This is a genomic window from Agrococcus sp. HG114 (genome assembly GCF_024723325.1).
Taxonomy (GTDB): Bacteria; Actinomycetota; Actinomycetes; order Actinomycetales; family Microbacteriaceae; genus Agrococcus.
Genome location: NZ_JANQCH010000012.1, coordinates 14,751 through 32,565 on the forward strand (window position 1 = coordinate 14,751; position 17,815 = coordinate 32,565).

At 73.2% G+C, this 17,815-nt stretch carries 18 protein-coding genes and 3 tRNA genes; 15 read left to right on the plus strand and 6 right to left on the minus strand.

Annotated features, from left to right (window positions below; translation table 11 throughout):
• Nucleotides 1–32: 32 nt before the first annotated feature.
• Complete coding sequence (locus tag NWP09_RS02625) at nt 33–1,334, minus strand: NAD(P)-binding domain-containing protein (protein ID WP_258273992.1); 1,302 nt, start codon at nt 1,332–1,334, stop codon at nt 33–35.
• 154 nt (nt 1,335–1,488) lie between these two features.
• Here NWP09_RS02625 and NWP09_RS02630 point away from each other — a divergent pair, with 154 nt between their 5' ends.
• Both NWP09_RS02630 and NWP09_RS02635 read left to right on the plus strand, forming a co-directional pair.
• Complete coding sequence (locus NWP09_RS02630) at nt 1,489–1,770, plus strand: metalloregulator ArsR/SmtB family transcription factor (protein WP_258274012.1); 282 nt, start codon at nt 1,489–1,491, stop codon at nt 1,768–1,770.
• Between the two features lie 16 nt (nt 1,771–1,786).
• Entirely contained in the window at nt 1,787–2,965 is a 1,179-nt protein-coding gene (locus NWP09_RS02635) for an MFS transporter (RefSeq protein WP_258273993.1), read from the plus strand.
• Nucleotides 2,966–3,030: 65 nt separating this feature from the next.
• Here NWP09_RS02635 and NWP09_RS02640 read toward each other — a convergent pair.
• The 3 genes from NWP09_RS02640 to NWP09_RS02650 all read right to left on the minus strand — a co-directional run bounded on the left by NWP09_RS02640 (nt 3,031) and on the right by NWP09_RS02650 (nt 3,353).
• Nucleotides 3,031–3,103: transfer RNA gene (locus NWP09_RS02640), tRNA-Phe, on the minus strand.
• 57 nt (nt 3,104–3,160) lie between these two features.
• Nucleotides 3,161–3,238 (minus strand) — tRNA-Asp (locus NWP09_RS02645).
• A gap of 42 nt (nt 3,239–3,280) precedes the next feature.
• Nucleotides 3,281–3,353: transfer RNA gene (locus NWP09_RS02650), tRNA-Glu, on the minus strand.
• A 221-nt stretch (nt 3,354–3,574) separates the two neighbouring features.
• On the opposite strand from NWP09_RS02650, the gene NWP09_RS02655 reads away from it, so the two are divergent.
• A complete protein-coding gene (locus NWP09_RS02655) occupies nt 3,575–4,972 on the plus strand; it encodes a M23 family metallopeptidase (RefSeq protein WP_258273994.1) in 1,398 nt (465 codons plus the stop codon).
• A gap of 109 nt (nt 4,973–5,081) precedes the next feature.
• On the opposite strand, the gene NWP09_RS02660 is transcribed toward NWP09_RS02655, so the two are convergent.
• A complete protein-coding gene (locus NWP09_RS02660) occupies nt 5,082–5,627 on the minus strand; it encodes an inorganic diphosphatase (RefSeq protein WP_309137092.1) in 546 nt (181 codons plus the stop codon).
• Between the two features lie 47 nt (nt 5,628–5,674).
• Between NWP09_RS02660 and tilS the strand changes: the two genes are divergently transcribed.
• The 10 genes from tilS to NWP09_RS02710 all read left to right on the plus strand — a co-directional run bounded on the left by tilS (nt 5,675) and on the right by NWP09_RS02710 (nt 14,515).
• Nucleotides 5,675–6,667, plus strand: a complete 993-nt coding sequence (gene tilS, locus NWP09_RS02665; RefSeq protein ID WP_258273997.1) for a tRNA lysidine(34) synthetase TilS — start codon at nt 5,675–5,677, stop codon at nt 6,665–6,667.
• 109 nt (nt 6,668–6,776) lie between these two features.
• On the plus strand, nt 6,777–7,520 hold the full coding sequence (locus NWP09_RS02670) for a hypothetical protein (RefSeq protein ID WP_258273998.1): 744 nt from the start codon (nt 6,777–6,779) through the stop codon (nt 7,518–7,520).
• Between the two features lie 164 nt (nt 7,521–7,684).
• Nucleotides 7,685–8,314 carry a hypothetical protein gene (locus NWP09_RS02675; RefSeq protein ID WP_258273999.1) on the plus strand — a complete coding sequence of 210 codons (630 nt, stop codon included), beginning with the start codon at nt 7,685–7,687 and terminating at the stop codon, nt 8,312–8,314.
• A 61-nt stretch (nt 8,315–8,375) separates the two neighbouring features.
• Entirely contained in the window at nt 8,376–8,933 is a 558-nt protein-coding gene (gene hpt / locus NWP09_RS02680) for a hypoxanthine phosphoribosyltransferase (RefSeq protein WP_258274001.1), read from the plus strand.
• Nucleotides 8,934–8,990: 57 nt separating this feature from the next.
• Nucleotides 8,991–9,716 (plus strand): hypothetical protein, encoded by a 726-nt coding sequence (locus NWP09_RS02685; protein WP_258274002.1) that lies wholly within the window; start codon nt 8,991–8,993, stop codon nt 9,714–9,716.
• A 59-nt stretch (nt 9,717–9,775) separates the two neighbouring features.
• On the plus strand, nt 9,776–11,752 hold the full coding sequence (gene ftsH / locus NWP09_RS02690; RefSeq protein WP_258274004.1) for an ATP-dependent zinc metalloprotease FtsH: 1,977 nt from the start codon (nt 9,776–9,778) through the stop codon (nt 11,750–11,752).
• A complete protein-coding gene (folE, locus tag NWP09_RS02695) occupies nt 11,752–12,318 on the plus strand; it encodes a GTP cyclohydrolase I FolE (RefSeq protein WP_258274005.1) in 567 nt (188 codons plus the stop codon). Before ftsH ends, folE begins: the two co-directional genes overlap by 1 nt.
• A gap of 3 nt (nt 12,319–12,321) precedes the next feature.
• Nucleotides 12,322–13,551 (plus strand): dihydropteroate synthase, encoded by a 1,230-nt coding sequence (gene folP, locus NWP09_RS02700; protein WP_258274006.1) that lies wholly within the window; start codon nt 12,322–12,324, stop codon nt 13,549–13,551.
• Entirely contained in the window at nt 13,548–14,048 is a 501-nt protein-coding gene (gene folK, locus NWP09_RS02705; protein WP_258274007.1) for a 2-amino-4-hydroxy-6-hydroxymethyldihydropteridine diphosphokinase, read from the plus strand. Before folP ends, folK begins: the two co-directional genes overlap by 4 nt.
• The gene (locus NWP09_RS02710) at nt 14,045–14,515 is read left to right on the plus strand and encodes a DUF3180 domain-containing protein (protein WP_258274008.1); all 471 of its coding nucleotides are present in this window, start codon (nt 14,045–14,047) and stop codon (nt 14,513–14,515) included. Before folK ends, NWP09_RS02710 begins: the two co-directional genes overlap by 4 nt.
• Here the strand turns inward: NWP09_RS02710 and NWP09_RS02715 are convergent.
• A complete protein-coding gene (locus NWP09_RS02715) occupies nt 14,512–15,510 on the minus strand; it encodes an LCP family protein (RefSeq protein WP_258274009.1) in 999 nt (332 codons plus the stop codon). The genes NWP09_RS02710 and NWP09_RS02715 overlap by 4 nt on opposite strands.
• Nucleotides 15,511–15,600: 90 nt before the next feature.
• On the opposite strand from NWP09_RS02715, the gene NWP09_RS02720 reads away from it, so the two are divergent.
• On the plus strand, nt 15,601–16,095 hold the full coding sequence (locus tag NWP09_RS02720; RefSeq protein WP_258274010.1) for a PH domain-containing protein: 495 nt from the start codon (nt 15,601–15,603) through the stop codon (nt 16,093–16,095).
• Nucleotides 16,096–16,112: 17 nt separating this feature from the next.
• The coding region (locus NWP09_RS02725; protein ID WP_258274011.1) for a PH domain-containing protein at nt 16,113–17,815 on the plus strand (1,703 nt) is incomplete at its 3' end.

Here is a 17,815-nt window from a genome sequence, read left to right on the forward strand (position 1 = left end):
ATCAGGCCGCAAGCACCCGTGCCGCACGTGCGTCAGGCCGTCGCGAGCGCGGCGACCGGCTCCGCCGCGCGCGCCGGCGCGCAGCACGATCCCGCGCCGTCGAATGCGACGGCACCCCCGCAGACACCCGTCTCTGGGATCACGAGCTCGTTGCGCGCTGCCGCCTCCTCGTCGCCGGCGAGGTGCGCGACCACGCTGCGCACCTGCTCGTACCCCGTGAGTGCGAGGAAGGTGGGCGCGCGGCCGTAGCTCTTCGCGCCGACGACGAACAGTCCCGGCTCGGGCATGCGCAGCTGCGCCGCGCCGGTGGCGGCGACCGTCCCGCACGAGTGGATGTTCGGGTCGATCTCCGCGGCGATGCCCGCGACCGACTCGAGGGCCGGGTCGAGGTCGACGCGGAGCTCGGCGAGCAGCGAGCGGTCGGGGCGGAAGCCCGTGAGCGCGAAGGCGTGCGCGATCGGGCCCACCTCGCGCCCGTCCTCGGCGACGAGGCGGATGCCCTCCTCCTCTGCTCGCGCAGCGGCGACGCGGAAGCCGGTCACGAGCTCGACGAGTCCGTCGTCGATCGCCCTGCGAGCCCGGGTGCCGAGCGACGCCCGCTGGGGGAGGGCGTCTGCCGCGCCGCTCCCGAAGACCTGCGCGGCCGTCGCGCGGCGGAGCACCCAGATGACCCGGGTCCCCGGCGCTCGTCGCGCGAGCTCGGCGAGCCGCAGCACGGCGTGCGTCGCCGAGTGCCCCGCCCCGACCACCGCGACGCTCGCGCCCGCGAGGCCGCTCACGTCGTCGGGGATCCGGTAGGAGACCGCGCCGGCGGCCGCCGCGGCGCGCTCGCCCACTGCGAGGGCGCCGTCGCCGCCGAGCGGGCCGGGGTTCGCCCACGTCCCGCTCGCATCGATGACCGCGCGGGCCAGGATCCGGTCCTCGCGCCCGTCGCTCGTCCGCACGTGCACGACGAACGGCTGCGCGCCCCGGCCCTCGGAGACCACGAGGTCGCGGCCCATCCGCGTCACGCGCTCCGCCTCGGTCCCGAACCGGATGCGATCGCCCAGCGCGGCAGCGAGGGGCTCGAGGTACTGCTCGCGCCACGCCGCGCCCTTCGGGTAGCCGGTGCTCGGCAGCCGCCGGCCCGCCGCCCGAAGCAGGCGCCGGCTGGCGCTGTCGATGAGCTCGGGCCACGACGAGAAGAGCCGCACGTGCCCCCACTCTCGGACGGCGGCGCCGGCGCTGTCGCCGCGCTCGAGCAGGATCGGCTCGATGCCGCGCTCGAGCAGGTGCGCTCCGGCTGCGAGCCCCTGCGGGCCGGCACCGATGACGACGACGGGAAGGTCGGCCACGGGATCTCCTCAGATTGATGGATGTCGATGCGTGAAGCATGCTCGACCCATCGACAGATGTCAATACGTGTGCGAGGATCGCCTCATGACCGTCGATGTCGCTCGCCACGCGCACGAGACCTCCGCACGCTGCTGCGCGCCCGCCGGCGAGGCCATGGCCGAGGATGCCGCGGCGCGCTTGGCGCGGACGTTCAAGGCCCTCGCCGACCCCACGCGCGTGCGCCTGCTGTCGATCATCGCCGGGAGCGAGGGCGGCGAGGCGTGCGTGTGCGACCTCACCGAACCCGTCGGACTGTCCCAGGGCACCGTGTCGCACCACATGAAGCTGCTCGCGGAGGCGGGCTTCGTCGAGCGCGAGCAGCGCGGCCGCTGGGCGTACTACTCGATCGCCGACGGTGCGCTCGAGGCGGCGGCCGGCGCCCTGCGCTCGCTCTGACGCGCCGCGCACGCGGATGGGCACGGACGCGCGCGTCGCCGCGTCGCTCGGCAGCGCTCGGAGGCTCGCGGCGCTCGCCGCGGGCCAGGTGATCAGCTGGGGCATCCTCTACTACGGTCCGCTCGTCGCGGCGCCCGCGATCGCCGCGGGCACGGGATGGTCGCTCGCCGAGGTCACGCTCTCGCTCTCCGCGGGGCTCGTGGCGTCCGCCGCAGCCGGGATCGCCGTCGGGCGCTGGCTCGATCGCCGCGGGCCCCGCGTGCTCATGACGGTCGGCAGCCTCGTCGGCGGCGTCGGCATGGTCGTCGCGAGCACCGCATCCACCCTCCCGCACTTCGCGCTCGGGTGGGCGATCGCCGGCGTCGGGCAGGCCGCGGTGCTCTACCAGGCCGCGTTCACCGTGATCGTGAAGCGGCATCCCCACGATCGCCGCAGGGCGATGACGATCGTGACCCTGGCGGGCGGGCTCGCCTCGACGGTCTTCGCGCCGATCACCGCCGGGCTGCTGTCGGCGTTCGACTGGCGCTCGGTGCTGTGCATCCTCGCGGCGGTGCTCGTTGCGACGACGACGCCGCTGCACTGGTCGACGCTCGAGCGGTCGTGGCCGTCGGCCGCCGCGGCCGTCGACGCTCCGCGGCCCGTGGGTGCGGTGCTGCGGTCGCGCCGCTTCTGGCTGCTCGAGCTCGCGATGGTCGGCATCGCGGCCGCGCTCTACAGCGTGACGCTCGCGCTCATCCCGCTCCTCACCGAGAAGGGGGTCTCCTTCGAGCTCGCGGCCTGGGCGCTGGGCCTCCTCGGCGCCGGCCAGGTCATCGGGCGGCTCGTGCACGCGGTGACGCCGCACGCCGCCGCTGCGTGGGTGCCCCTGCTCGTCGTCGCCGGGGCGAGCGCCCTCCTCCTCGCCGCGCTCGCGCTCGTCCCGGGGCCGCCGTGGGTGCTCATCCTCATCGGGATCGCGACCGGAGCGGCACGCGGAGCCCAGACGCTCGTGCAGGGGTCCGCGGTCGTCGAGCGGTGGGGCGCCGCGAGCTACGGCGCGCTCAACGGGGTGTTCGCGGCGCCGATCACCGCGGTCGCGGCGCTCGGGCCCGCCCTCGGTCCTGTGCTGGCGCTCGGCACCGGCTCCTACGCGGGCATGGCCCTCATCGCGGCAGGCGTCGCCGCCGCCGCCGCGGTCGTCGCCCGCTGGACGTGACCCCGAGCGTCGGAGCGAGGCCGGGAGCACGAGCAGGACCCCCGGTCGCCCGGGGGTCCTGGAGGTGGCTCCGACGGGCGTCGATCCCGTGACCTCACGATTTTCAGTCGTGCGCTCTACCAACTGAGCTACAGAGCCAGGCGGGCCGAACGGCCCGCCGTGCACAAGGCCCTCTCTCTCGAGAGGGCCGAGGCATGGCGACCCTGACGGGACTTGAACCCGCGACCTCCGCCGTGACAGGGCGGCGCGCTAACCAAACTGCGCTACAGGGCCATTCCGGTAGTACCCATCGTACAGACTGAACCCTCGAGTGAGTGACCCCAACGGGATTCGAACCCGTGCTGCCGCCGTGAAAGGGCGGTGTCCTAGGCCGCTAAACGATGGGGCCATGCGCCGGAGCACATGACTACCGAGGAGTTACGTTACAGCACACTCAGGGCTGGTGCAAACCGCGCGCGCGTCGTGAGCCGACACGCCCGCGGCGCAGTTTCGCCCGAGCAAACCTTCAGGTGCCACCTGATGGTTGCTAGGGTTGCTCGCGTCGCATGCCCGTGATCCCGTTCGGGCGGTACCCCCGAGCTGCAGCGCATCGCTGCGAACAGGAGCGAGATGGCCCAGCCCGACCAGCCGGCACGAGCCGACCGGCCCGGCGCGCGAGCGCGCGCCCGGCGGCGCGGCATCGTCACGGCGACGGCGGTCGCGGCGCTCGTGGTCGGGCTCGTGGTGCCCGCCGCGCCGAGCGCGCAGGCGGTCGACGAGTACGGGTTCCCCACGTGGGCCGAGGTCGAGCAGGCGCGGGGCAACGAGGCGGCGAAGAACCAGCAGATCGCCGACATCCGCGCGCTCATCGGGCAGCTCGAGTCGGACCTCGCGAACGCGCGGGCGTTCGCCGAGCAGAAGGCCGCGGAGGCGATCGAGGCCCAGCGCGTCTACGACGAGGCCGTCGCGGTCGCCGAGCGGCTGCAGGCGCAGGCGGACGAGGCCTCCGCCCGCGCCCGCGAGTCGGAGCTCGCCGCCGGTCAGCTCGCGGCGCAGCTCGCGCGCAGCGGCGGCACGGGCGACATGAGCGCGGAGCTCTTCGCGAACCCGGGCTCGGCCGACACGTGGCTCTACCGGCTCGACATGATGGACCGCGTCGCCGGCACCGCGGACTCGCTCTACGAGCAGGCGCAGCAGGACGCGAACACCGCGTCGGCGCTCCAGGCCCAGGCGGTGGTCGCGCGCGACGAGCTGCAGGGCCTCAAGGAGGCGGCCGACGCCGCGCTGGTCGCCGCGAACGAGGCCGCGGCCGCGGCCGAGGCGGCGGTCAAGCGCGAGCAGGACAACCGCGTGCAGCTCGAGGCGCAGCTCGCCGTGCTCGTCGAGAACCGGGCGGCGACCGAGGCCGACTACCAGGCCGGCCAGCGTCACCGCGCGTGGCTCGCCGAGCAGGAGCGACTGCGCCGCATCGAGGAGGAGCGTCGCGCCGCCGCGGCGGCTGCGGCAGCCCGTGCCGCCGCCGAGGCCGAGGCGCGACGCCTCGCCGAGGAGCGCGCCCGCGCCGGCGCCGGCAGCTCGGGCGGCGGCAGCACCGTGCCCGTCGCCCCGCCCGCGAGCAGCGGCTGGCAGACACCGCACTACGGTCGCTTCACCTCCGGCTACGGCTGGCGCCGCGACCCGCTCGGCATCCTCGGCGAGAAGCTGCACGGCGGCGTCGACATCGCCGCGGGGTGCGGCACCCCGATCTACGCCGCCGCAGCGGGCACCGTGGTCTTCCGCGGCCGCGACATCTACGGCGCCAACATCCTCTACATCAACCACGGCAGCGGCATCCAGACCGAGTACGCGCACATGCTCTACCCCGCGACCGTCGGCTACGGCCAGCGCGTCGGTGCCGGGCAGGTCGTGGGCTACGAGGGCGACACCGGCCACTCGGCGGGCTGCCACCTGCACTTCCAGGTGCGCGTCAACGGCTCGCTCGTCAACCCCGAGCCGTTCCTCGCGGCGCGCGGCGTGTACCTGCGCTGACGCCCGCCCGCCCGGGTGACGGCCGAGCGCGGCGCGCGCGGCGCATCCGCCGGTCTGCAGACGCACGAGGGGCGCACCTCGCGGTGCGCCCCTCGTCGTGGTCGTCGGCTCAGTCGGTGACGTCGCGCCCGCCCTCGGGCTTCTCGACGTCCTCGCCGGCCTGGTCGCCGTGCTCGGCGTCGAAGGCGGCGAGGCCGGCCTGCACGGTCGCCTCGGCGGCGGCAGCGCCCTCCCAGTCGCCGAGCTTCGCCCACTTGCCGGGCTCGAGGTCCTTGTAGTGCAGGAAGAAGTGCTCGATCTCGTCGCGGATCTGCTGCGGCACGTCGTCGATGTCCTGGATGTGGGCCCAGCGCGGGTCCTTCTCGAGCACGCAGATGACCTTCGTGTCCACGCCGCCGTCGTCCTCCATGTTGAGCTGGCCGACGGGGCGCACGCGCACGAAGACGCCCGGCGGCACCGGGTACTCGAGCAGCACGAGGGCGTCGACCGGGTCGCCGTCGAGGCCGAGCGTGCCCTCGAAGAAGCCGTAGTCGGTCGGGTAGACGAAGGTCGTGAACAGCACCCGGTCGAGGTAGACCCGGCCGGTCTCGTGGTCGACCTCGTACTTGTTGCGGCTCCCCTTCGGGATCTCGATGACGACGTCGTACGCGGCCAAGAGCGGCTCCTTCTCGTGGGGGTGAGGAATCGGCATAAGGTTACTTCATGCCCGAAAGCGACCGTCGTCCGCGGCTGACTCCGGCCGTCGCCGACGTGCGCCGGGCCGTGCGCGAGGCGATCGCCGACCTCCCCGAGGGGGCGCTCGTGCTGGTCGCGCTCTCGGGCGGCGCCGACTCGCTCGCGCTCGCCGCCGCGACCGCGTTCGAGGCCCCGCGGGCCGGGGTGCAGGCGGGCGCCGTGATCGTCGACCACCAGCTGCAGCCCGGCAGTGCAGCGGTCGCCGAGCGGGCCGCCGCCCAGGCGCGCGAGCTCGGCCTCGACCCGGTGCGCATCGTGCCTGTGCAGGTCGTGCACGACGGCAGCCCCGAGGCGGCGGCTCGTCAGGCCCGCTATGCAGCGCTGCTGCAGGCGCGCAAGGAGCTGAGCGCCTCGGCGGTGCTGCTCGGCCACACGCTCGACGACCAGGCGGAGACCGTGCTCATCGGCCTCGCCCGCGGCTCGGGCCCCGAGAGCCTGTGGGGCATGCACCCGCGCATCGGCTTCCTGCGGCGGCCGCTGCTGCAGGTGCGGCGCGCGACGACGCACCAGGCGTGCCGCGACCAGGGCCTCGAGCCCTGGAGCGATCCGCACAACGACGACGAGCGCTTCCTGCGCGTGCGCGTGCGGCACCGGGTGCTGCCGATGCTCGACGAGGTGCTCGGCGGCGGCGTCGCGCTCGCGCTCACCCGCACGGCCGACACGCTCCGCGAGGACGCCGAGGCGCTCGCCCACTTCGCGCAGGAGCAGATCCTCGACCTCGTCGAGCACGCCGAGGGCGGCCTCTCGCTCGACGTGGGCGGCCTCGGCGCCAACCCGCCGGCGCTGCGGCAGCGCATCATCCGCCTCGCGGTGCAGAGCGAGTTCCACACCGCGCTCACGCGGCAGCAGACGCTCGAGGTCTCGCGGCTCGTGACCGACTGGCACGGGCAGGGGCCGATCCACCTGCCCGGCATCCGTGTCACGCGCGAGGGTCGCAGGCTGGTGTTCGTCGCGGCCTGACGCGCCTGCTGCGCACTCGTTGTCGAATCGTGACCCTGCGCGGGCGCCGCGTCGTCGAAGGTGGACCCGACGGGGTCAAGATGCGTTCCGTCACCGCCGAGAGGACTCCATGCCGCGTCACGCCCCGTTCGCTGTCGCCGTCATCGCGCTGCTCGTGCTCACCGGCTGCGCCGACCCAGCAGGCTCCGCGCCGAGCCAGACCCCTGCTCCTGCTCCGGCGCACAGCTCGAGCGCTGGCGCCGCGCCTACGTCGCAGGGGATGCCGAGCGCCGACCCGACCGAGGGCTGGCACGTGGTCGAGACGGCCGACGGCCTCTTCCGCTGGCGAGTCCCCGCGGACTGGACGGTCGTGGACGCGAGCTTCGAGGCTGAGGATGGCCTCGGGCACGTCAACGACGTGACGATCGTCAGCGACATCGGACAGGAGCTCGCGCGCTTCGGCAGCGCCTACTACGGCGACCGGGGCGGCACGTGCGCCGGCGACGAGGACGGCATGGTGCCCGCGCTCGTGCACCTCGACGAGACGGTGGCACTCGGCGGCCGGCAGCTCTCGAGCGCTCGCGGGCCGGCCGAGGCGGGGCGCATCGTCGCACTCACCTCGCAGTTCGAGGGCGATCGCGCGCAGTTCTTCGCCGGCTTCACGCAGGACGAGGTCGAGGCGGATCGCGTGTCGTGCCTCATCTACGGAGACGTCCCAGTTCCGGAGGGGTACCCCCAGACGAGCTTCCGCACGACGTGGGATCTGGCGCTGTGGGAGGTCGACTCGTTCGAGCAGGGCGCGGCCTATGCCGAGACGGAGGAGTTCCGCGAGCTCATGGACGTCTTCCGCTCGCTCGAGCTGACTGGAGCGTGACCCCGATGCTGTGTCGCCGCCGGTCGGCGCGCCGCGGGCGCTCGCTTCCCGCCCTCCTGACCGCCGCGGCGCTCGCGACTGCACTGGTCCCGGGCTGCTCAGGACTCGGAGCCCTCGCGCCGCCGAGCCCGACCTCGACGAGCGCAGCGCCGTCGCGCGCGCCGGTGCCGACCCCGGAACCAGCCGCATCTGCATCCTCCGAGCCCGGCCGCGCAGCAGCCATCGCGACCGACGGCTGGCTCGAGTACGTCAGCACCGACGGCACGGCGTCGTTCCGCTACCCGCCGAGCTGGACGCTCGACGCGCAGAGCGAGCGCTTCGCTCCCGATGCCGATCGCGACGACGTGCAGGATCCGTACGTGCGCTGGATGGACTCAGCGACCCTGACGGCGCCGAACGGGCAGCAGCTCCTCGCGATGCACGACTTCGTCGACATCGGCGGCGCCTGCTTCGACGGAGCGGTTCCGCTCGAGGTGCTCGCTGTGGAGCCGTCCCAGTCGACCTCGCTCGACGGGGCGCAGGCGGTGATCGCGACCGTCGCGATCGACTTCGGCTCGGCTTGGGTGATGGGCATCGGCGTGACGGCTCCCGAGTTCGTCGCGCACGACGTCTCGTGCACCTTCTACTTCGTGGGAGTCTCGTCGGAGGGCGGCGTGGGCTTCGGCACCCACTTCCAGCTCGGCATGACCGATCCTCTCTGGGCGATCGACTCGCTCGACGACGCCCGCGCCTACATGGAGACCGACGAGTACAGGACGATCATCGAGATCCTGCGCTCGTACCGCACGCACTGAACGACGCTCCCCGCGCCGGTAGGTTGGATCCACCGCCGACGCCGCTACCCGAGGAGCGCACATGGAGTTCGAGCACGTCGAGGGCGACCTCGCCAAGACCCTCATCACCGAGCAGGAGCTGCACGACAAGCTCGAGGAGCTCGCGCGGCAGATCGAGGCGGACTACGAGGGCAAGGACCTGCTGCTCGTCGGCGTGCTGCGGGGCGCCGTCATGGTGATGGCCGACCTCGCCCGCGCCCTCCAGCGCCACATCGAGATGGACTGGATGGCCGTCTCCTCCTACGGCTCCGGCACCGTCTCCTCGGGCGTCGTGCGCATCCTCAAGGACCTCGACAGCGACCTCACCGGCCGCAACGTCCTCATCGTCGAGGACATCATCGACTCGGGCCTCACCCTCTCGTGGCTACGCTCGAACCTCGAGTCGCGCGGCGCCGCATCCGTCGAGATCTGCACGATGCTGCGCAAGCCCGAGGCGCTCAAGGTGCACGTCGACGTGAAGTACTGCGGCTTCGACATCCCGAACGAGTTCGTGATCGGCTACGGCCTCGACTACGCCGAGAAGTACCGCAACCTGCGCGGCATCGGCGTGCTCGCGCCGCACGTCTACGCCGGCGAGTAGGGCGGGCGGATGCGCGCTCCCAGCCTCGGGGGACGCCGCGTTTGCCATCATGGTGGAGTGACGTCCCTCCGCCGCCCGCTCGCAACGATCGCCCTCGCAGCGACGGCGGTCATGCTCGCGGGCTGCTCGAGCACCCCGCCGGAGCCGACGCCGTCGATCCCGCCGGGCATCACGGCGCCGCCTCCGACGGCGCCCGCGACTGCCGCGCCGCCCGCCCCCGAGTCGGCGCTGCCCGCCGTCATCGCGGGAGTCGACACGAGCGGCTGGCAGCAGGTGCCGGTGCCGAGCGGTGCGGCGACCTTCCGCATCCCGGCCGACTGGTCGGTCGCCGAGGTCGGCGAGGGGCTCGACGTGCTGCGCGGCGACGGGCAGCGCCAGCTCGGCTACGCCGAGGGCGTCTCTGCGGGGGACGGCACGTGCGTCGACGCGTCCGGCACCCCGGTCGGATGGCGCACGATCGGGCTCGACCGGCAGGACGTCTCGATCGAGGGCGCCTCCGGCGTCGCGTTCGGCGCCGCCGCGCTGCAGCTCGGCGACCAGTGGGTGTTCTCGATGGGGCTCCTGCCGGCGGACGCGGCGCAGCGACCGCGGTGCCCGATCGTCAACGCGTTCGAGACCGCGTCTGGGCTCATCAGCTTCGGCTCGGAGGTCGTCGCGTCGGGCAGCGGTCCGGGCGCGCCGTGGGCGATCGCGTCGGCGGCCGCGGCTGAGGACTACGTCGCGTCCGACGAGTACGCGCAGCTGCGGGCCGTGCTCATGTCGCTCGAGCTGCTGCAGGGCTAGGCAGCCGCCCTCAGCGAACATCCCGACGGACGCTCGTCCGGCGGCGATAGCCTGGGCGAATGGCGACCCAGAGCGATGACAAGGGCTTCAAGAAGTTCCTTCGAGGACCGATCCCATGGATCGTCCTGGCCTTCCTCATCGTGGGTCTCGCGTTCAGCTTCTTCATGACGCCGCAGTTCCGGCCCGTGCAGACGGATGTCGGCCTCCAGCTCATCGAGGACGGGGAGGTCGCGCAGGCCCGCATCGTCGACGGGGAGCAGCGGGTGGACCTCACGCTCACCGAGCCGCACGAGGAGTACGGCCAGCGCGTGCAGTTCTACTACGTCGAGCCGCGCGGCGCCGAGGTGGTCGACGCCATCACCGAGGCCGACCCCGAGAACGGCTTCATCGACGAGGTGCCGCAGGCGAACTGGCTGCTGTCGCTCATGAGCATCCTGCTGCCGGTGCTGCTGCTCGGCGCGCTCTTCTACTTCTTCATGACCCGGCTCTCGGGCGGCAACCGCGGCGTGATGCAGTTCGGCAAGTCGAAGGCGCAGCTCATCAGCAAGGACATGCCGCAGGTGAAGTTCTCGGATGTCGCGGGCGCCGACGAGGCGGTCGAGGAGCTCGGCGAGATCAAGGAGTTCCTGCAGGACCCGTCGAAGTTCCAGGCGGTCGGCGCCCGCATCCCCAAGGGCGTGCTGCTGTACGGCCCTCCCGGCACCGGCAAGACCCTGCTCGCGCGCGCCGTCGCCGGTGAGGCGGGCGTGCCGTTCTACTCGATCTCCGGCTCCGACTTCGTCGAGATGTTCGTCGGCGTCGGCGCGAGCCGCGTGCGCGACCTGTTCGAGCAGGCGAAGGAGAACGCCCCCGCGATCATCTTCGTCGACGAGATCGACGCGGTCGGGCGCCAGCGCGGCGCGGGCCTCGGCGGCGGCCACGACGAGCGCGAGCAGACGCTCAACCAGCTGCTCGTCGAGATGGACGGCTTCGACGTCAAGACGAACATCATCCTCATCGCCGCGACGAACCGCCCCGACATCCTCGACCCGGCGCTGCTGCGCCCGGGCCGCTTCGACCGCCAGATCGGCGTGGACGCGCCGGACATGAAGGGCCGCGAGACGATCCTGCGCGTGCACGCGAAGGGCAAGCCGATCGCCGAGGGCGTCGACCTGTCGGTGCTCGCGCGCAAGACGCCGGGCTTCACGGGCGCCGACCTCGCGAACGTGCTCAACGAGGCCGCGCTCCTGACCGCCCGCAACGACGCGACCCTCATCACCGACGAGGCCCTCGACGAGGCCGTCGACCGCGTCATGGCCGGCCCGCAGCGCCGCACGCGCGTGATGAACGACAAGGAGCGGCTCATCACCGCGTACCACGAGGGCGGCCATGCGCTCGCGGCGGCGGCGATGCGGCACTCGGATCCCGTCACGAAGGTGACGATCCTCCCGCGCGGGCGGGCGCTCGGCTACACGATGGTGCTGCCGGTGAACGACAAGTACTCCGTGACCCGCAACGAGCTGCTCGACCAGCTCACCTACGCGATGGGCGGTCGCGTCGCTGAGGAGATCGTCTTCCACGACCCGACCACGGGTGCCGGCAACGACATCGAGAAGGCGACCGGCATCGCCCGCAAGATGGTCACCGAGTACGGCATGACGAGCGCGATCGGCGCCGTCAAGCTCGGCAGCAACCAGTCGGAGGCGTTCTTCGGCCGCGACATGGGCGGCGGCCGCGACTACTCGCCGTCGCTCTCGGAGGCCGTCGACCGCGAGGTGCGCGCCCTCATCGAGCAGGCCCACACCGAGGCGTGGCAGGTGCTCAACAAGAACCGCGACGTGCTCGACCGGCTCGCGGGCGAGCTGCTCGAGAACGAGACGCTCGACCACCTCCGGCTCGCGGAGATCTTCGCCGACGTCGAGAAGCTGCCCGAGCGCCCGCAGTGGCTCTCGCACCCGGACCGCCCGGTCAGCGACCGGCCGCCGATCGAGCTGCCCGTGTCGCAGCACGTCGACGAGGTCGTCGAGCCCGACGTCGCGACCGAGCCCGCCACCTGATGGCCGTCGATCGCGAGCGCGTCGCCGCGGCCGTCCGCGAGCTGCTCGCGGCGATCGGCGACGACCCGGCGCGCCCGGGGCTGCGCGAGACGCCGCGGCGCGTCGCCGAGGCCTACGCCGACTACTTCTCCGGCGTCGGCCAGGACGCATCCGCCCACCTCGACCCCGGCGAGCTCGCTGGCGAGCGGGGCGAGCTCGTGCTGCTGCGCGACATCGAGTTCCGCTCGATGTGCGAGCACCACCTGCTGCCGTTCACCGGCATCGCGCACGTCGCCTACCTGCCCGGCGACCGCATCGTCGGTCTCGGCCGGATCCCGCGCGTCGTCGAGACGATCGCGTCGCGCCCCCAGATCCAGGAGCGGCTCACCGATGAGATCGCCGACGCGCTCGTCGCGGGGCTCGAGCCGCGCGGCGTGCTCGTCGTGGTCGACGCGGTGCACGGATGCGTCGGCGCGCGCGGGTCGCGGCAGGTCAAGTCGTCGACGGTCACGGTCGCGAGCCGCGGGCAGCTCGCCGAGCCGATCGAGCGGGCTGAGATCATGGCGCTGATCGGGGAGCGGAGGTAACCGATGACCGAGGTGTGGGGCATCCTCAACGTCACGCCCGACTCGTTCAGCGACGGCGGCCGCTACGTCGACCCGGGGGCCGCGATCGCGCACGCCCGGCGGATGCGCGCGCAGGGCGCCGACGTGATCGACATCGGCGGCGAGTCGACGCGGCCGGGCGCCGAGCCGCTCGACCCGGCCGAGGAGCGCGAGCGCATCCTCCCGGTCGTGTCCGCGCTCGTGCGCGAGGGCATCCGCGTCTCCGTCGACACCATCCACGCCTCGACCGCCAGCGCGGTCGTCGCCGCGGGCGCGGAGATCGTGAACGACGTCACCGCCGGTGAGCACGACCCCGCGATGCTGCGGGCGGTCGCCGAGAGCGGCGCGCGCATCGTGCTCATGCACTCGCGCGGCATCGACGTCACCCACGACACCCACTACGACGACGTGGTCGCGGAGGTCGTGCAGCACCTCGAGGAGCGCGTCGCGGCGGCGGTCGCGGCCGGCATCGCGCGGGAGCGCATCATCGTCGACCCCGGCTACGGGTTCTCCAAGGAGCCGGACGACAACTGGCGGCTGCTCGCCGGGCTGCCGAGCGTCCAGCGGCTCGGCTTCCCGGTGCTCGTGGGCACGAGCCGCAAGCGGTTCCTCGGCACGCTGCTGCCCGAGGGCGCGGACGCGGCCGAGCGCGACGCGGCGACCGCCGCGACCTCGCTGCTCGCGGCGCAGGCAGGAGCGGCGGCGGTGCGCGTGCACGACGTCGCCTCGACCGTGTCGGCGCTGCGGGTGCTCGGGGCGACGGCGCACGCGGCCCGCTCGCGCTCCGACCGGGCCGATGGGCGGTCGCCCGACGTCGGCACGGGCGCCGTCCCGTCGGCTCCCGGCCTCCACGGATCCATCGAGCTGACCGGCATCCGGGCGCGCGGCTTCCACGGGGTGCTGCCCGAGGAGCGCCGCGACGGCCAGGAGTTCGTCGTCGACGCGGCGCTGTCGCTCGATCTCGCGGCTGCCGTCGCGAGCGACGACGTCGCGCAGACGGTGCACTACGGCGAGCTCGCCGAGGCGATCGTCGCCGCGGTCGAGCGCGACCCCGTCGACCTCATCGAGACGCTCGCCGACCGCATCGCGCGCGCGTGCCTCGCCGACCCGCGCGTCGAGCACGCGTCGGTGACGGTGCACAAGCCCGCCGCGCCCATCGCCGTGCCGTTCGGCGACGTCGCCGTGAGGGTGCACCGGGGCAGGGAGCCGCGATGAGGTTCGCGCTCGAGCGCCGCGCCGTGCTCTCGCTCGGCGCGAACCTCGGCGACCGCGTCGCGACCATCGACGCGGCAGTGCGCGCCCTCGACGCGATCGACGGCATCCGCGTCACCGCTCGCTCGAGCGCGTGGGAGTCGCCGTCGTGGCACCCCGACGGCGAGGGGCTCTCGCCCGACTACGTCAACATCGTCGTGCTCGTCGCGACGACGCTCGAGCCGGTCGACCTGCTCGACGCCGTGCAGGCGGTCGAGGCTGCGCTCGGCCGCGAGCGCTCGGTGCGGTGGGGGAGCCGCACGATCGACATCGACATCGTCGCGATCGGCGACATGGAGCACGCCGAGGACCGGCTCGTGCTGCCGCACCCGCGCGCGCACGAGCGGCAGTTCGTGCTGCAGCCGTGGCTCGAGGTCGACCCGCACGCGTCGCTGCCGGGCCACGGCCCGATCGCCGAGCTCGCCGAGTACGCGCACGGCGACGCCTGGAAGCTGCCGTGAGGCGCACGAGCTCGCTCGCGATCGCCGGGCTCGTGATCGCCGCGGGGCTCGTGGGCTGGCTGCTCGAGGCGATGCTCGTGATGACCGGGCGCGCCGCGCTCGTGCCGCCGCTCACGCTCGGCCCGGCGCTCGCGATCCTCGGCGGTGTGCTCCTGCTCGTCGCGTGGCCCGTGCGCCAGGCGGCGCAGCGCAAGCGCCGCATCGACTACCGGCACGCGACGAGCGTGCTCGGCTTCGCGAAGGCCTCGTCGACCGTCGGGGCGCTCGTCGCCGGCTTCGCGCTCGGCGCGATCGGCTTCTTCGCGACGCGCTCGGTCGTCGCCGACCAGGCGCTGCTCGCGCTCTCGGTCGTGACGGTCGGCGCCCTCCTGCAGCTCGCCGCCGGCCTGCTCGCGGAGCTGTGGTGCGTGCTGCCGCCGGACGACGACGAGACGGCGCCGGGCGCATCCGCCCCCGAGCCGGCCTAGCGCTCCGGTGCGGGGCTGAAGCTCGTCATCGACTCCTCGTCGAACGCGGCGCGGATCTGCTCGACGCCGTCCCAGTTGACGTAGACGACCGACTCGGAGCCCTCCATGCCGGTGCCGAGCGTCGGCATCGTGAAGGTCTGCACGCGCGACGAGTCGAGCTGCGCCATCTGCGTCGCGAGCTCGATCGCGACCGGCAGCGAGACGGTGTCGCTCATCGCGAGGTGCGGGGACACCGTCGCGAAGATGGTCGCGAGGCGATCGGGGTTCGTGAGGTTCTCGCGCGTCATGAGCTGCTCGATCGCGCCGCGCAGCAGCGCCCGCTGGTTGTGCGTGCGCTGGTAGTCGCCGTCGCTGAAGGGGTAGCGGGCCCGCACGTACGCGAGGGCCTCCTCGCCGGCGACGGCGATCTCGCCCGCGGGGAACGAGTGCTCGCCCTCCGTGAACGCGATGTCGTTGTCGAGCGTGACGCCGCCGAGCGCGGTCGTGAGCTCCTTGAAGCCCTCGAAGTCGATGACCGCGACGTGGTCGATGCGCTGGTCGATGATGCCCTCGACCGTCTGCACCATCAGCGGCACGCCGCCGAGCGCGAGCGCCGAGTTGACCTTGCGCATGCCCGCGTGGCCGGGCACCTCGACCCACGAGTCGCGCATGATCGACATGATCTGCACCGTCTCGCGATCCGGCGGGATGTGCGCGACGAGGATGGTGTCGGCGCGGTCGCCGAGGCTCGTGAGCAGCGAGCCGTCCGTCGCCCGCGCGTCGCTGCCGAGCAGCAGCACGTTGATCGGCGCGGCCCCCTCGGTCGGCTCGACGGTCGGCCGCAGCGACTCCTCGGGGAACGCGGTCTCGATCGTCTCGACCTGCTCCACGGAGGGCTGGATCCGCAGGAAGTACCAGCCGATCGCCGCCAGCAGCGCCAGCACGACGACGCCGACGACGCCGATCCCGATCCATCGGCCCACGTGCCGCTTGCGCTCCGGAGTCTCGATCGTCACCGTGCGAGTATCCCAGACCCGCCGCCGAGGGCCGGGCGGATAGCCTGTCGGCGGCTGGCTCGACCGCTGGCCGGTGGAAGTGGAGGGACCGTGCCCGAGCGCCTTGACATCCCGGGCGGCTGGCAGCGCATCAGCATGCGCTACGCCGTCGTCGACTCGATCGGCGCGGTGATCGGCTGGGCGGTCATCGGCGTCGGGGCGACCGTGCCCATCTGGTTCGCGAACGACATGGCGATGCCCGCGTGGGGCTGGCTGCCGCTCGTCGTCGCAGGCGTGCTCGCGGCCGTCGGCGTCGTCTGGGCGTTCCTGCGCACGCGCACGATCGGCTACCTCCAGCGGCCCGACGACCTCCTCGTGCGGCGCGGCATGCTGTTCCGGCGCTTCGTCGCGGTCCCCTACGGCCGCATGCAGATCGTCGACATCACCCAGGGCCCGATCGAGCGGATGTTCGGCCTCAAGACCCTGAAGTTCGTGACCGCCGCGGCGTCGAGCGCGATCACGATCCCCGGCATGCCGGGCTCGACCGCCGAGGAGCTGCGCGACCACCTCGTCGCCGTCTCGGAGTCCCGCCGGGCGGGGCTGTGACGCTTCCGCAGGCTCCCGTGCCCGGGGCGTCCGCACCGGTGCCCGGCGCATCCGGCCCCTCGGCCGCACAGGAGGCGCACCGCAGGGCGGTCGAGCTCGTCGACGGCGAGTGGCACCGCCTGCATCCCGCGACCCCGCTGCTGCGCGGCGGGCTCGCGCTCCTCATCTTCCTCGGCATCGTGGTGTCGACGTTCCGCGACCGGCTCATCGCCATGTTCGTGCCGGCCGAGTGGGATCCCGAGTGGGACGACGACCCGTTCGGGCAGTTCATCGTCGACCAGCTGCTGTGGGTGCTGCTCGGCATCGTCGTGGTCGTCGCGCTCGCGGTCCTGCTGTTCTGGGCGGCGTGGCGGGTGCACCGCTTCCGCATCACGGGCGACGCGGTGGAGGTCGAGCAGGGCATCCTCGTCAAGAAGCACCGGCGGGCGCCGCTCGCGCGCATCCAGGCGATCAACATCCAGAAGCCGTGGTTCGCGCGCCTGCTCGGCGCGTGCAAGTTCGAGATCCAGCAGGCCGGCAACGACTCGAACGTCGACCTCAACTACCTGAGCTCGTCGGTGGCGGATGCGCTGCGGTACGAGATCATGGACCGCGCGTCGGGCAGGTCGGCGGCCGACGCCGAGCGGCTCGCCGCGCAGCGCCGCTCGGGCGGCGGGGTCGTCGACGAGCTCCTGCGCCCGGACGCCGAGATCGCCCACCTCGCGCCCGGCTCGCTCGTGCGCATCCCCGTCGGGCGGATCGTGGGCTCCTCGCTCCTCGACGGCGGCATCGTGTGGGCGCTCGCGTACTTCGTCGCGACCCTCGTCGTCATCGTCGTCTTCCAGCAGTACTGGGCGGTGTTCGCGCTGCTGCCGGGCGCGATCGCGTTCTTCGCCGCGGCGGTGCGCTCGCTCGGCTCGAAGCTGCGCTACTCGATCGCGGCGACGCCCGACGGCATCCGGCTCGCCTACGGCCTGGCGTCGACGACCACCGAGATCATCCCGCCCGGCCGCATCTTCGCGCTGCAGATCAAGCAGCCCCTGCTGTGGCGGCCGTTCGGCTGGTGGCAGGTGACCTTCACACGCGCGGGCAAGGTGAAGCCCGACGCATCGGGGCAGGGCCAGAGCGCCCAGATGGCGAGCTTCCTGCTGCCGATCGGCGACGTGCGCGACGTGCGCACAGTGATCGGGCTCGTGCTGCCCGAGCTCGCGCACTCGCCGCTCATCGACCAGGGCCTCTTCGGCCAGGCGCCCGACGCGTTCGCAGTGAGCCCGCCCCGGGCGCGGGCCTTCCGCTGGTTCTCGGTGCGCCGCAACGGCTTCCACGTGCACCCGGCCGCGTTCGTCCTGCGGCACGGCCGCATCTGGCGCTCGCTCCAGATCGTGCCGCAGGCGCGCGTGCAGTCGGTCGCGCTGCAGCAGGGCCCGGTCTACGGCCTCGCACGGCTCGCGCGCGTGCGGTTCCACGTGCCCGACACCGTGCTCTCGCCGGGCATCGGCGCGATCGACCAGGGCGACGCCGCCGTGCTGTTCGAGCACGCGATGCGGTCGATCAAGGTCGCGATCGACCGGGATGCGTCGGAGTCGTGGGCGGCGTCGCTCACGCGCCACGCGGTGCTCGAGACCGCCCCGGCGGTGCAGGACGGCCTGATGCCCGCACCGCGCCCGCAGGCCCAGCCGTGGCCGTCGGCGCAGCAGCCGCGACCGTGGCCCACCGGCCGGCCGCAGCCGCAGCCGCAGCC

Coding starts and splice junctions, on each gene's coding strand:
- NWP09_RS02655 (WP_258273994.1), top strand. CDS start 3,575: ATGGCCCAGCCCGACCAGCCGGCACGAGCCGACCGGCCCGGCGCGCGA.
- tilS (WP_258273997.1), top strand. CDS start 5,675: ATGCCCGAAAGCGACCGTCGTCCGCGGCTGACTCCGGCCGTCGCCGAC.
- hpt (WP_258274001.1), top strand. CDS start 8,376: ATGGAGTTCGAGCACGTCGAGGGCGACCTCGCCAAGACCCTCATCACC.
- folK (WP_258274007.1), top strand. CDS start 13,548: ATGAGGTTCGCGCTCGAGCGCCGCGCCGTGCTCTCGCTCGGCGCGAAC.
- NWP09_RS02630 (WP_258274012.1), top strand. CDS start 1,489: ATGGCCGAGGATGCCGCGGCGCGCTTGGCGCGGACGTTCAAGGCCCTC.
- folE (WP_258274005.1), top strand. CDS start 11,752: ATGGCCGTCGATCGCGAGCGCGTCGCCGCGGCCGTCCGCGAGCTGCTC.
- folP (WP_258274006.1), top strand. CDS start 12,322: ATGACCGAGGTGTGGGGCATCCTCAACGTCACGCCCGACTCGTTCAGC.
- ftsH (WP_258274004.1), top strand. CDS start 9,776: ATGGCGACCCAGAGCGATGACAAGGGCTTCAAGAAGTTCCTTCGAGGA.
- NWP09_RS02670 (WP_258273998.1), top strand. CDS start 6,777: ATGCCGCGTCACGCCCCGTTCGCTGTCGCCGTCATCGCGCTGCTCGTG.
- NWP09_RS02635 (WP_258273993.1), top strand. CDS start 1,787: ATGGGCACGGACGCGCGCGTCGCCGCGTCGCTCGGCAGCGCTCGGAGG.